The organism is Streptacidiphilus rugosus AM-16, from assembly GCF_000744655.1.
In the GTDB taxonomy this organism is placed as follows: domain Bacteria; phylum Actinomycetota; class Actinomycetes; order Streptomycetales; family Streptomycetaceae; genus Streptacidiphilus; species Streptacidiphilus rugosus.
Genome location: NZ_JQMJ01000004.1, coordinates 2,522,982 through 2,535,924 on the forward strand (window position 1 = coordinate 2,522,982; position 12,943 = coordinate 2,535,924).

Sequence of the window (12,943 nt, forward strand, 5' to 3'; positions counted from 1 at the left end):
TCGACCGCCCCACGCCGCCGCGCGCACGGATCAGCCGCGCCCGGGTGTACCCGTCCCTAGTCCGACTCGGGCCGCAGCTCCGACTCGTCGGGCTCGTCGTGGCGCGAGCTCCGCGGGACCGCGGAGGCGAGCAGCGTCCCGATGCGGTTGCGGCGGCCGGCTGTGCTCTCGGCCGTCAGGCGGATCGCCGCGATGGGGAGTTCGTCGTCCTCGGGGACCGGGACCTCGGCGTCGGATCCGGGGATCGGGACGCGGCCGAGCGCCTTGGCCAGCAGGCCGCCGACCGTCTCGACGTCTTCGTCCTCCAGTTCTATGCCGAAGAGCTCGCCCAGCTCCTCCACCGGAAGCCGCGCCGTGATCCGGTACGAGCCGTCCGCCAGCGGTTCCACCGGCGGCGTCTCGCGGTCGTACTCGTCGGTGATCTCGCCGACGATCTCCTCCAGGATGTCCTCGATGGTCACCAGGCCCGCCGTGCCGCCGTACTCGTCGATCACGACCGCGACGTGGATCCGGTCCCGCTGCATCTCCCGCAGCAGGTCGGCCACGGGCTTGCTGTCGGGGACGAAGGTCGCCGCCCGCATCACCTGGCCGACCGGCTCGCTCTCCGCGTCACGGTTCGCGTGGGTCCGACGGACCAGGTCCTTCAGGTAGGCGATGCCGACGACGTCGTCCTCGTTCTCGCCCACCACCGGGATCCGGGAGAAACCGCTCCGCAGCGCCAGGGTCAGCGTCTGCCGCACGGTCTTGCCGCGCTCGATCATCACCAGGTCGGTGCGCGGCACCATCACCTCGCGCACGATGGTGTCGCCCAGCTCGAAGACCGAGTGCACCATCCGGCGCTCCTCGTCCTCGATCAGGTCGTCCTTCTCGGCCAGGTCCACCAGCGCCCGCAGCTCCGCCTCCGAGGCGAAGGGGCCCTCACGGAAGCCCTTGCCCGGCGTCAGCGCGTTGCCGAGCAGGATCAGCAGGCGCGGGATCGGCCCCATCACCCTGGCCAGCGGCAGCAGCACGAAGGAGCCGGCCGTGGCCGAGTTCAGCGGGTGCTGCCGCCCGATCGTGCGCGGCGAGACGCCGACCGCGACGAAGGAGACCAGCACCATCGCCCCGATCGCGACCAGCACCGCCTGCCAGGTCTCGTGGAAGCTGCGCACGCAGACCACGGTGACCAGCACCGCCGCCGCCATCTCACAGGTGACCCGGATCAGGGTCGCCAGGTTCAGGTAGGTGATCGGGTCGCTCGCCATGGCGAGCAGCCGCTCGGAGCCGCGACGGCCGGCCCGGACCGCCTCCTCGGCGCGGAAGCGCGAAACGCGCGAGATGCCCGCCTCGGCGCAGGCGGCGAGCCACGCGCAGATGACGAGCAGCACCGCCCCGACGAGGAAGCTGGTACTACTGCCGCTCATCCCCGGTACCCGCCTTATCGGGTGGTCGGGGCCGGCGAGGGACCTGTCTCGCCCCGTGAGGCGCGCCAGTCGTCCAGGATGCGCTTCTGCAGCCCGAACATCTCACGCTCCTCCTCGGGATCCTCGTGGTCGTAGCCGAGGACGTGCAGCACGCCGTGGACGGTGAGCAGCTGGAGCTCGGCGTCCATGGAGTGGCCGTTGGCCGCGCCCTGCTTGGTGGCGACCTCCGGGCAGAGCACGATGTCGCCGAGCAGACCCTGCGGCAGCTCCTCGTCCTCCTTGCCCGGACGCAGCTCGTCCATCGGGAAGGACATCACGTCCGTGGCGCCCGGCTCGTCCATCCACTGCACGTGCAGGGCCGCCATGGCCTCCTCGTCGATGACGATGACGGAGAGCTCGGACAGCGGGTGGATGCGCATCCGGTCCAGCGCGAAGCGGGCGACGTCGAGGAGCGCCTCCTCGTCGACCTCCGTGCCGGATTCGTTGTTGATGTCGATCGCCATGGCGGGTGCGGGTCTCGGCTTTCTGCTGACTCGGTGGGAGGGAGGGGGTGAAGGGGTTACTCGGAGTGGCGGTGCTGGCGCGGCGCGGCGCTGTGGGCGTCGAACCGGCTGTAGGCGTCGACGATGCGCCCCACCAGCTTGTGCCGCACGACGTCCGCGCTGGTCAGACGGGTGAAGTGGATGTCCTCCACATCGCCGAGGATGTCCTGGACCACGCGCAGGCCGCTGACCGTGCCGCCGGGCAGGTCGATCTGCGTGATGTCGCCGGTGACCACGATCTTCGAGTTGAAGCCGAGACGGGTCAGGAACATCTTCATCTGCTCGGCGCTGGTGTTCTGCGCCTCGTCGAGGATGATGAACGCGTCGTTGAGGGTACGGCCGCGCATGTACGCGAGCGGCGCGACCTCGATCGTCCCCGCCGCCATCAGCCGCGGGATCGAGTCCGGGTCGATCATGTCGTGCAGCGCGTCGTAGAGCGGGCGCAGGTAGGGGTCGATCTTCTCGTAGAGCGTGCCCGGCAGGAAGCCGAGCCGCTCGCCCGCCTCGACGGCGGGCCGGGTCAGGATGATCCGGTTGACCTGCTTGGCCTGCAGCGCCTGCACCGCCTTGGCCATGGCCAGGTACGTCTTGCCGGTACCGGCCGGGCCGATGCCGAAGACGATGGTGTGGCGGTCGATCGCGTCGACGTAGCCCTGCTGGTTCAGCGTCTTGGGGCGGATGGACCGGCCCCGGTTGGACAGGATGTTGGCGGTGAAGACGGACGAGGGGCTCTCGTGCGCCTCAGGGCTGGAGGGGTCCTCGGCGGCCTTGCGCAGCATGGCGATCGAACGCTCCACGGTGTCTTCGGTCAGGGGCTGGCCGGTGCGGAGCACCAGCATCATCTCGTCGAACACGCGTTGCACCAGAGCGGTCTCGACCGGGTCGCCGGTGGCGGTGACCTCGTTGCCGCGGGCATGGATGTCGACGGTGGGGAAAGCGTTCTCGATCACGCGGAGGAGTGAGTCGCCGGTACCCAGCACCGTCACCATCGGGTGCTTCTCCGGGATGACGATGCGCGCCTGGGTCCGGGCCTGCCGCGCCTGCGCGGGCTGCGTGTCGGAGGGCGCCTGTGTGTGAGAAGTCATAGGTCGGCGCTGAGGCCTGCCTCATCCCATTTCACTGTCGGGTCCATCGTGCCGGATAGGAAAAGGGTACGACGGACGGAACGGCCGGGAACAATGATGCTGCGCTGCTCAGCGGAGATCCGCCAGTGTTTTATGCGCGTTCAGACGCGTGACGGCACCGCGACCCGCATCAGGTCCGTGGCGACGACGATCTCGCCGTCGAAGTTCCGCCCGGCCTCCGCCAGGTGCCCCTCCAGGTCCGGGTAGCGCTGGGAGAAGTGCGTCAGCACGAGCGTGCGGACGCCCGCCTCCGCCGCGACCCTGGCCGCCTGACCGGCGGTGAGGTGGCCGTGCTCCTCGGCGAGGTGGGCGTCGGCGTCCAGGAAGGTCGCCTCGATGACCAGCAGATCGGCCCCCTCGGCCAGCGCGTGGACGCCGTCGCACAGGCGGGTGTCCATGACGAACGCCGCCCGCTGCCCACGCCGCGTCTCGCTGACCTCGCCCAGGGTGACCTCCGGCCGCCCCTCGCGGACCAGCCGCCCGTCCCGCTGCAGCACCCCGACCTCGGGGCCGCCGATGCCGAGGGCGCGCAGCCGCTCCGGCAGGATCCGGCGTCCGTCGGGCTCGACCAGGCGGTAGCCGTAGGACTCGACGGGATGCGACAGCCGCGCCGCCTCCAGCGCGAACGGCGCTCCCTCCCGCCCGGGCGCCTTCAACGGGCCGCCCTCGCCCGCGACGGGCTGCGCCTGCAGCTCGACCGTCTCGTAGAAGGCGCTGGCGCTCCTCAGCCGCTCGAACCAGTGCGCGCCGGACGCCGGGAAGTAGGCGGTGACCGGATGCGGTACCCGGTCCAGGTTGATCCGCTGGATCACGCCGGGCAGGCCGAGGCAGTGGTCGCCGTGGAAGTGCGTGACGCAGATCCTGGTGATGTCGTGGGCGCTGACCCCGGCGTGCAGCATCTGCCGCTGGGTGCCCTCGCCGGGATCGAAGAGCAGGCCCTCGCCGTCCCAGCGCAGCAGGTAGCCGTTGTGGTTCCGGTGCCGCGTGGGCACCTGACTGGCCGTGCCCAGCACGACCAGCTCGCGCGCCGACACCGTGCTCAGACCAGCCGCTCGCGCAGGCCGGCGTTGCCGCCGAGCACGTGCACGTGGGCGTGGAAGACGGTCTGCCCCGCGCCGCTGCCGGTGTTGAAGATCAGCCGGTATCCGCTGTCGACGACCTTCTCCTCCTCGGCGACGCGACCGGCCTCGGCCAGCACGGCGCCGGCGAGGGTCGGGTCCGCGTCGGCGAGGGCGGCGGCGTTCGGGTAGTGCGCCTTGGGCACGACGAGCACGTGCGTCGGCATCTGCGGGTTGATGTCGCGGAACGCGAGCGTGTGCTCGGTCTCGCGCACCTTCGTGGACGGGATCTCGCCCGCCACGATCTTGCAGAACAGGCAGTCCGCCTGGGCCTCGCCGGCCATCCCGCACGCTCCCTCGGTCCTACGGTCGTTTGCGCTGCAGCTTACGCCAGCCGGGCGGCCCGTCAGGGGCGCGGGGAACTGCGCGGGAACCACCCTCGCGCCCCTGACGGTGCAAGCTCCGCCTGTGCCTACAGTTCGGGCAGCGTCGGGGGCTGGACCGCCGGCGTCTCCGCCAGCGCGGCCAGGGCCAGTTCGATCGCCCTGTCGAGCTGCGGGTCGCGGCCGGAGACCCAGTCCGACGGGGTCATGCGGACCTCGACGTCGGGGTCGACGCCGTGGTTCTCCAGGCCCCAGCCGTAGCCCTGCAGCCAGGTCGCGTAACGCGGTTGGGTGACACCCGTCCCGTCGACCAGGCGGTAGTGGCCGTCGATGCCGATCACCCCGCCCCAGCTCCGCACCCCCACGACGGGGCCCAGCCGCAGCGCCTGGAACGCTCCGCCGACGATGTCGCCGTCGGAGCCCGCGAACTCGTCCGTCACCGCGACCAGCGGGCCGCGCGGCGCGTCGAAGGGGTACGTCGAGGGAACGCTGTCGCGCGGCACGTCCCAGCCGACGACACGACGGTTCAGCTTCTCGATGACCAGCTGCGAGGTGTGGCCGCCGCGGTTCTCGCGGACGTCCACGACCAGGCCGTCGCGTACCATCTCGGTGTGCAGGTCGCGGTGGAGCTGCGCCCAGCCCTTCCCCACCATGTCCGGCACGTGCAGATAGCCCAGCCGGCCGCCGGAGGCGGCGTGGACGTGGGCCCGGCGGCCGGACACCCACGCGTGGTAGCGCAACGCCTCCTCGTCGGCCAGCGGGACCACCACCACGGCGCGCTCGGCGCCGTCCTGGCGGACCGTGAGCTCGACCGGCTTGCCCGCCGTACCGACCAGCAGCGGTCCCGGGCCCGTCACCGGGTCCACCGGACGGCCGTCGACGCTCAGCAGCACCGCGCCCGGCCGTACGCCCACCCCCGGCGCGGCCAGCGGCGAGCGGGCGAACGGGTCCGAGGACTCCGAGGGAAGCACCGTCACCACCCGCCACTCGCCCGACTCGTCGCGGGCGAGGTCCGCGCCGAGGAGGCCCTGGCGGCGGTTCTCGCCCGGGTCGCGGGGGGCCGGCATCACGTAGGCGTGCGAGGTGCGCGGCTCGCCCTGGAGCTCCCAGAGCAGGTCCACCAGGTCACCGTGGCTGCCGAGCCGCTCCACCAGCGGCCGGTAGCGCGCCTGGACCGCGTCCCAGTCCATCCCGCCGAGGTCCGCGCGCCAGAAGTTGTCGCGCATCAACCGGGCGGTCTCGTCGAACATCTGCCGCCACTCGGCGGTCGGGTCCACGGTGACCCTGACCCGCGAGAGGTCGACGGAGACGCGTTCGTCGCGGTCCTCACGCTCCACCTTGCGGTCGGAGGGCAGGACGGTCACCGACCCGTGATCGCGGACCACGAGCCTGCTGCCGTCGCCGGAGACGTCGAAGCCGTCCAGCTCCTCGACCAGCACCTCGGCGCGGCGGGTGGCGAAGTCGAAGCGCTCCAGCACGCTCCGCTCGGCGTCCGCCTCCGGCGTGGCCCGGCCGCTGCCGAGCACCCCGGCCACCGGATGGCGCAGCCACGCCACACCGCCCTTGACCGCCCGCAGCCCGCCGTACCGTCCGGCCGGCACCGGGAACGCGATGACCCGCGCGTCCAGGCCGTCCAGGTCCACGGTCGTGGCCCCGGCCTCCGGTTGGTCCGCAGCGGCCGCTCCCGCGCCGCCCGACCCCGCACCGCCCGTTCCGGCGCCTCCGCCCTTGCCGGGGGCGCGGCCGTCGAGCAGGGGGCCGAAGGGCGAGAGCGTCTCCGCGGCCAGCGTCAGCAGATAGGGCCGGGAGGCGGCCGGGAAGGACAGGTCGAAGACGTGCTCGTCGTAGACCGGGTCGAAGTCGCGCGCGGAGAGGAACGCCAGGTGCTTGCCGTCGCCGGTGAAGACCGGCGCGTAGTCGCGGAAACGCGGAGGCGTGGCCTCGACCAGTTCTCCGGTGGCGGTCCGGGCCAGCTTGATCTGACTCAGCGCCGACTCCAGCGAGATCGAGTGCGTCCAGGCCAGCCAGCCGGAGTCCGGCGAGAAGGAGAGGTCCGCCGCCATCGCGTGCGGGCTCCGGTCCAGTTCGCGCAGGGCGCCCGGCGCCTCCGGGTCGGCCACGGGCAGCAGCAGCACGCGGCCGACCCGGTCGGCGACGGCGACCAGGGTGCCGTCGGGGGAGGCCGCCAGTGCCTCCACGCGGCCCAACCGCCCTGCGAGCACCCGCCGTCCGTCGGAGAACTCCAGCGCGTCCTCGCCCTCGGCGTCGGTGACCCAGACCGACGCGCCGTCGGGCAGTGCCTGCGGCAGGCGGTTCCGCACACCCGGCGTCACCGCCAGCGCGCGGACCGGACCGTCCCTGTGGGTGACCCGGTGCACGGTGCCGCGGACCTCGACGACGCTGGAACGGCCGTCGACGTCGGGCGCGACCGCGCCCAGGTGCCGCCCGGCCTCGACCGGGAACGGCCGGCGCTCGCTGCGCGGCCCGCCGAGGCGGATCTCCAGCAGCCTGGGCCGCGTGCCGTCGGCCAGGCTCTCCACCAACCAGAGGTCGCCGCCCGCGTGGTGGACGACCCGGCTGCCGTCGGTGGCGGCGTTGCGGGCGTAGAAGCCGTGCTCGCCGTGGCCGCGCAGATCGGAGCCGTCGGGCAGGCTCGACCAGAGCCGGCCCAGCGGCGCGCCGTCGTCGAGGGAGTGGTCGGAGAGGAAGGCGACGCGCTCGCCCACCCACATCGGCGAGTCGATGTTGCCGTCGAGGTCCGCGTGCAGGCGGGTGAACTCACCGCCCTCGCTGCCGATCCAGAGCCGGCCGGCCTGGCCGCCCCGGTAGCCCTTCCAGTGGGCGGCCTCCCGGCCGGTGCTCGCCGAGGTGAGCAGCACCTGATCGCCGCCCGGCCGGAACGCGATGCTGCTGAGCCTGCCGAAGGGCAGGGTCCGCGCCGGGCCGCCGTCGAGCGGCACGGCGTGCGCCCAGGAGTGGGCCCGGGACCGCCGCCCCTGGGTGCTGCCGGCGATCACCTCGCCGTCCTCGGTCCAGCCCAGCACGGTGGTCTGCGCGCTGCCCCAGTGGGTCAGCCGTCGCGCCGGACCGCCCTCGACCGGGGCGACGTGCACCTCCGGCGCGCCGTCCCTGGTGGACGCCCAGGCCAGCAGGGTCCCGTCCGCCGAGAACCTGGGACGGGTCGCGGGCGCGTGGTCCGCGCTCACCCGCCACGCGCGCCCGCCCGTCACGGGGGCGAGCCAGACGTCGTCCTCGGCGACGAAGGCGACGAGGTCGCCGTGGATGTCGGGATACCTGAAGTAGCCATCGCTCGTATGCGTCACATCGGCACGCTAACCGAGTCCGAGTTGGATCAGCACCCCCTTTCCCCTCCTCGGCCCGGTCCAACACTCCTGCCGACGAACGGGGTTCGACGTTCCGCTTCAGTCGCCCAGCGTTCGTCACTCCGTCGCGCCGCCGCCGAGGAGCGAACGCCGGACCCTGGCGAGCCGGGCCTGCCTGGTCTCCGGCGTCAGCGCCTGCAGCAGCGGCAGGATCAGCTGGTAGCGCCCGGACCTGTCGAGCGCCTCGAAGGCCGCACGGGCCTTCGGCTCCGCGTCGAGGAGCGCGGCCAGGTCGTCCGGCACCGTCGCGGTCCGCTGCGGCTGGTAGGCCGCGGCCCACCGCCCGTCCGCCTTGGCCCGGCGGACCTCGGCCAGCCCCGGCTCGCGCATCCGCCCGGCCGCGGTCAGCGCGGCGACCCGGTCGACGTTGACCTGCGACCACAGACTGCGCCGCCGACGCGGCACGTACTTCTGCAGGTAGTGCCGCTCGTCCAGGGCGCGGCGCTGCCCGGAGACCCAACCGAAGCAGAGCCCGGCGTCGACCATCTCGTCCTCGGTGACGCTCGGGAGGCCCGAGCCCTTCCTCGCCACCCTGATCCAGACGCCCTCCTGGCGGGTGTGGTGCTCGGCCAGCCAGTCCTCGAAAGCGGCCGCGTCCACGAAGGCGACGACCTCGGCCCCGTCCCGCCCTGCTCCTTCGTGCGCCGCTCCTTCGTGCCCTGCTCCTTCGTCCGCTGTCATGAGGACGCTTCTACCCGTTCCCTGCGGGCTTTCCCTTCGCGGCGCGCGCACCAATCCCGGCGTCCTTGTCGCATCCACGGCGTCCGATTCGTCACAGTGGTGAGGACGCCCGACGAGAGAATGTGACAGGACCCGTGAACGACTACGTCAACGACGGTCTGGCCGATCGATTCGAGCAGAACCGCGCCCGGCTCCGGTCCGTGGCCTACCGCATGCTCGGTTCCACCGACGAGGCCGAGGACGCGGTGCAGGAGGCCTGGCTGCGGCTGAGCCGCTCCGACGCCGCCGAGATCGACAACCTCAGCGGCTGGCTGACCACCGTGGTCGGCCGGGTCTGCCTGGACATGCTGCGCTCGCGCGGTTCCCGGCGCGAGGAGTCGTGGGAGGTGCACGTCCCCGACACGATCGAGGGCATCGAGGCCTTCGGCGGTCCGGAGGGGCCGGGCGGTCGCGGCTCCGTCGACCGGGCCAACCCGGAGGACGAGGCGCTGCTGGCCGACTCGATCGGACTGGCGCTGCTGGTCGTGCTGGACACGCTGGACCCCGCCGAGCGCCTCGCGTTCGTGCTGCACGACATGTTCGCCGTCCCCTTCGACGAGATCGCCCCGATCGTCGGCCGCTCGACCGCCGCGGCCCGGCAGCTGGCCAGCCGGGCGCGCCGCCGGGTCCAGGGCGTCGAGCCGGACCCCGAGGCGGATCTGCGCCGGCAGAAGGAGGTCGTCGACGCCTTCCTCTCGGCCGCACGCGGCGGCGACTTCGAGGCGCTGCTGTCGGTGCTCGACCCCGACGTGGTGTTCCGCGCCGACGCCATGGCCATGCGCATGGGCTCGACGGGCGAGACCCGCGGGGCCAAGGCGGTCGCCGGCTTCTACCTCGGCAAGGCCCAGGCCGTCCGGCCCGCCCTGGTGGACGACTTCATGGCCGGTGTCTGGGCGGAGGGCGGGCGGCCGCGCATCGTCCTCGAGTTCACCATCGAGGACGACCGGATCACCGCGATCGACGTCCACGCCGAGCCCGAACTGCTCGCCTCCTACGACGTGCGGTTCCTGGACGGGAAGGACTGAACGGAACTCGACTGAGCCGGACCGAGCCGAACGGGAACGGGAACAGGTGCGGCGAACCGCTGGGGTGGTTTTTGGGACTAGCCCCAGCGGCCGCTGCGGCCGAGCAGCAGCGCACCGGCCGCGACGCCGGCGGTGGAGGTGCGGAGCACGGAGGGGCCCAGCAGGTAGGCGCCCGCCCCGGCCGTGGCGAAGGCGCCCAGCTCGTCCGGGGAGACACCGCCCTCGGGGCCGACGACCAGCACGACCGAGCCGGCCTGCGGAAGGTCGGCGGCGGCCAGCGGCGACGCGCCCTCCTCGTGCAGCACGGCCGGCAGCGTCGCCGAGGCCAGCAGTCCGGCGACCTGGCGGGTCGTCATGAGGTCCTGGACGACGGGGAAGCGCAGCCGACGCGACTGCTTGCCCGCCTCCCGGGCGGTCGCCCGCCACTTGGCCAGCGACTTGGCGCCCCGTTCGCCCTTCCACTGGGTGATGCAGCGCGAGGCGGACCACGGGACGATCTCGTCCACGCCGACCTCGGTCATCAACTCGACCGCGAGCTCGCCGCGGTCGCCCTTGGGCAGCGCCTGGACCACGGTGATCCGCAGCGGCGGCTCGGGCTCGGTCAGCACCGCGGTCACGCGGACGTCGAGCGCGTCCTTGCCCTCCAGCGCCGCGACGGTGCCCCGGACGCCCGCGCCCGCCCCGTCGGTGAGGACCAGCTCCTCACCGACGGTCAGCCGCTTGACGGCGACCGCATGCCGCCCCTCCGCACCGTCCAGGCGGATCAGCCCGCCCACGGGGGCGAGGCGGTCGGTGTCCAGCAGGAAGACAGGGGCGGTCACGTGCTGCTCGGTTCTCCGGGAGAAGGGGGCTGGGCGGCCGGGAGGGATCAGCGGCCGTTGAAGGCGTCCTTGAGACGGGAGAAGAGACCCTGCTGTCCCGGCGCGAACTGACCGGAGGGCCGCTCCTCGCCGCGCAGCTTGGCGAGCCGCCGCAGCAGCTCCTCCTGCTCCGCGTCGAGCTTGCTCGGCGTCAGGACCTCGACATGCACTATCAGGTCGCCACGCCCGCCGCCGCGCAGGTGCGTGATGCCCCGGCCGTGCAGCGGGATGGACTGCCCCGACTGGGTGCCGGGCCGGATGTCGATCTCGGCCACGCCGTCCAGGGTGTCCAGCGGGACCTTCGTGCCCAGCGAGGCCGCCGTCATCGGCAGGGTCACCGTGCAGTGCAGGTCGTCTCCGCGCCGCTGGAAGATCTCGTGCGCGTTCTCGGAGATCTCCACGTACAGGTCGCCGGCCGGACCGCCGCCGGGGCCGACCTCGCCCTCGCCGGCCAGCTGGATCCGGGTGCCGTTGTCGACGCCCGCGGGGATCTTGACGGTCAGCGTCCGCCGCGCGCGCACCCGGCCGTCGCCGGCGCACTCGGGGCAGGGGGTCGGCACGACCGTGCCGAAGCCCTGGCACTGGGGGCAGGGACGCGAGGTCATGACCTGGCCGAGGAAGGACCGGGTCACCTGGGACACCTCACCGCGGCCGCGACACATGTCGCAGGTCTGCGCCGAGGTGCCGGGGGCCGCGCCCTCGCCGTTGCAGGTGGTGCAGACGACGGCGGTGTCGACCTGGATGTCCTTTGTGGTGCCGAAGGCCGCCTCCTCCAGATCGATGTCGATCCGGATCATGGCGTCCTGGCCGCGCCGGGTCCGCGAACGCGGGCCGCGCTGGCCGCCGGCCGCGCCGAAGAAGGCGTCCATGATGTCGCTGAAGCCGAAGCCCGCGCCCGTGCCGAAGCCGCCGGCCCCGCCCGCGCCGCCGGTGGCGGAGAGCGGGTCGCCGCCGAGGTCGTAGACCTGGCGCTTGTTCGGGTCCGAGAGCACCTCGTAGGCGGCGTTGATCTCCTTGAACCGCTCCTGGGTCTTCGGGTCCGGGTTGACGTCAGGATGCAGCTCACGCGCCAGCCGGCGGAAAGCCTTCTTGATCTCGTCCTGACTCGCGTCCCGTCGGACGCCGAGTACCGCGTAGTAGTCCGTGGCCACCAAAATGCTCCGCTAGTCTCCGTGTGAGGCTCGTGCCATGTCGTGTCGTGGTCTGTCAGGACCGGGTCGGACCCGGGTGAGTCCTGGGTGGACTAGGACGCGGCCAGGATCTGACCGACATACCGTGCAACCGCTCGGACAGCACCCATGGTTCCCGGGTAGTCCATCCGCGTCGGCCCGACCACCCCGAGTTTGGCGACGGTCTCATCGCCCGAACCGTAGCCCACCGAGACGACCGAGGTGGAATTCAGTCCCTCATAGGCGTTCTCGTGACCGATCCTGACCATCACTCCCGGGTCTCCGGTCTCACCCAGCAGCCGAAGCAGCACCACCTGTTCTTCCAGCGCCTCCAGGACGGGGGCGATGGTGAGGGGGAAGTCGTGCGGGAAGCGGGTCAGGTTCGCGGTGCCGCCCAGGACGACGCGCTCCTCGGTCTGCTCGACCAGCGCCTCGTACAGAGTGGACAGCACGGTCGTGACCGCGGCCCGGTCCTGGTGCGGGAAGCTCTCAGGGAGATCCTGCAGCAGCGTCGGCACCTCGGCGAAGCGGCGACCGGCCGCCCGCGCGTTGAGCCTGCTGCGCAGGTCCCCCAGCATCGCCTCGCCGACCTGGCTCGGGCAGTCGACCAGCCGCTGCTCGACCCGTCCGGTGTCGGTGATCAGCACCAGCATCACCCGGGTCGGCGTCAGCGCGACCAGCTCGACGTGCCGGACCGTGGAACGGGTGAGCGAGGGGTACTGGACCACCGCCACCTGTCTGGTCAGCTGCGCCAGCAGCCGCACCGTGCGGGCGACGACGTCGTCGAGGTCCACCGCGTGGTCGAGGAAGCTGGTGATCGCCCGGCGCTCGGCCGTCGACAGCGGCTTGACCTCCGTCAGCCGGTCGACGAAGAGCCGGTATCCCTTGTCGGTGGGCACCCGTCCGGCACTGGTGTGCGGCTGGTGGATGTAGCCCTCCTCCTCGAGGACGGCCATGTCGTTACGGACGGTAGCCGAGGAGACACCGAGGTTGTGGCGTTCGACCAGCGCCTTGGAGCCGACCGGCTCCTCGGTGCCCACGTAGTCCTGCACGATGGCGCGCAGCACCGCGAGCTTGCGGTCGTCGAGCCGACGCTCCTCGCGCACGGGCACGCACCTCCAGTCGTCCGGTCCAGCAGTCGTCCGGCCCGGCGGTCGTCCGGTCCGGTCGGGCGGTCCAGCAGGTCCGACGCCCCGGCGGTCGGGGGCCGGGCGCCTTGATCCCGTCACTACACCTGTCCTGGCACTCTTGACATACGAGTGCCAGCATTCGTCGT

11 protein-coding genes are annotated in these 12,943 nt (G+C 72.5%); 1 reads left to right on the forward strand and 10 read right to left on the reverse strand.

All coding sequences use genetic code 11. From position 1 onward, the window contains the following. Nucleotides 1–56: 56 nt before the first annotated feature. The 7 genes from BS83_RS20550 to BS83_RS20580 all read right to left on the reverse strand — a co-directional run bounded on the left by BS83_RS20550 (nucleotide 57) and on the right by BS83_RS20580 (nucleotide 8,574). The gene (locus BS83_RS20550; protein ID WP_037605134.1) at nucleotides 57–1,403 is read right to left on the reverse strand and encodes a hemolysin family protein; all 1,347 of its coding nucleotides are present in this window, start codon (nucleotides 1,401–1,403) and stop codon (nucleotides 57–59) included. Between the two features lie 14 nt (nucleotides 1,404–1,417). Beyond that, entirely contained in the window at nucleotides 1,418–1,906 is a 489-nt protein-coding gene (gene ybeY / locus BS83_RS20555) for an rRNA maturation RNase YbeY (protein WP_037605135.1), read from the reverse strand. Nucleotides 1,907–1,962: 56 nt separating this feature from the next. After that, nucleotides 1,963–3,030 carry a PhoH family protein gene (locus BS83_RS20560; RefSeq protein WP_037605136.1) on the reverse strand — a complete coding sequence of 356 codons (1,068 nt, stop codon included), beginning with the start codon at nucleotides 3,028–3,030 and terminating at the stop codon, nucleotides 1,963–1,965. Nucleotides 3,031–3,170: 140 nt separating this feature from the next. Then, entirely contained in the window at nucleotides 3,171–4,103 is a 933-nt protein-coding gene (locus tag BS83_RS20565; RefSeq protein WP_037605137.1) for a ribonuclease Z, read from the reverse strand. Nucleotides 4,104–4,108: 5 nt separating this feature from the next. Further along, a complete protein-coding gene (locus tag BS83_RS20570) occupies nucleotides 4,109–4,471 on the reverse strand; it encodes a histidine triad nucleotide-binding protein (RefSeq protein ID WP_037605138.1) in 363 nt (120 codons plus the stop codon). Between the two features lie 128 nt (nucleotides 4,472–4,599). Further along, the gene (locus tag BS83_RS20575) at nucleotides 4,600–7,833 is read right to left on the reverse strand and encodes a S41 family peptidase (protein ID WP_037605139.1); all 3,234 of its coding nucleotides are present in this window, start codon (nucleotides 7,831–7,833) and stop codon (nucleotides 4,600–4,602) included. A 117-nt stretch (nucleotides 7,834–7,950) separates the two neighbouring features. Continuing rightward, entirely contained in the window at nucleotides 7,951–8,574 is a 624-nt protein-coding gene (locus BS83_RS20580; RefSeq protein ID WP_037605140.1) for a YdeI/OmpD-associated family protein, read from the reverse strand. A 134-nt stretch (nucleotides 8,575–8,708) separates the two neighbouring features. On the opposite strand from BS83_RS20580, the gene BS83_RS20585 reads away from it, so the two are divergent. Continuing rightward, nucleotides 8,709–9,638: a sigma-70 family RNA polymerase sigma factor gene (locus BS83_RS20585; RefSeq protein ID WP_037605141.1), complete on the forward strand. Its 930-nt coding sequence runs from the start codon at nucleotides 8,709–8,711 to the stop codon at nucleotides 9,636–9,638. Between the two features lie 77 nt (nucleotides 9,639–9,715). Here BS83_RS20585 and BS83_RS20590 read toward each other — a convergent pair whose 3' ends face one another. The 3 genes from BS83_RS20590 to hrcA all read right to left on the reverse strand — a co-directional run bounded on the left by BS83_RS20590 (nucleotide 9,716) and on the right by hrcA (nucleotide 12,773). Beyond that, on the reverse strand, nucleotides 9,716–10,459 hold the full coding sequence (locus tag BS83_RS20590; protein ID WP_037605142.1) for a 16S rRNA (uracil(1498)-N(3))-methyltransferase: 744 nt from the start codon (nucleotides 10,457–10,459) through the stop codon (nucleotides 9,716–9,718). A gap of 47 nt (nucleotides 10,460–10,506) precedes the next feature. Next, complete coding sequence (gene dnaJ / locus BS83_RS20595; RefSeq protein WP_037605143.1) at nucleotides 10,507–11,649, reverse strand: molecular chaperone DnaJ; 1,143 nt, start codon at nucleotides 11,647–11,649, stop codon at nucleotides 10,507–10,509. A gap of 92 nt (nucleotides 11,650–11,741) precedes the next feature. Continuing rightward, nucleotides 11,742–12,773 carry a heat-inducible transcriptional repressor HrcA gene (gene hrcA, locus BS83_RS20600; protein ID WP_037605144.1) on the reverse strand — a complete coding sequence of 344 codons (1,032 nt, stop codon included), beginning with the start codon at nucleotides 12,771–12,773 and terminating at the stop codon, nucleotides 11,742–11,744. Nucleotides 12,774–12,943: the final 170 nt, after the last annotated feature.

Bases quoted from the DNA above. Each gene is read 5' to 3' on its own strand.
- BS83_RS20550 (WP_037605134.1), bottom strand. From the start codon at position 1,403: ATGAGCGGCAGTAGTACCAGCTTCCTCGTCGGGGCGGTGCTGCTCGTC.
- BS83_RS20560 (WP_037605136.1), bottom strand. From the start codon at position 3,030: ATGACTTCTCACACACAGGCGCCCTCCGACACGCAGCCCGCGCAGGCG.
- BS83_RS20580 (WP_037605140.1), bottom strand. From the start codon at position 8,574: ATGACAGCGGACGAAGGAGCAGGGCACGAAGGAGCGGCGCACGAAGGA.
- BS83_RS20570 (WP_037605138.1), bottom strand. From the start codon at position 4,471: ATGGCCGGCGAGGCCCAGGCGGACTGCCTGTTCTGCAAGATCGTGGCG.
- ybeY (WP_037605135.1), bottom strand. From the start codon at position 1,906: ATGGCGATCGACATCAACAACGAATCCGGCACGGAGGTCGACGAGGAG.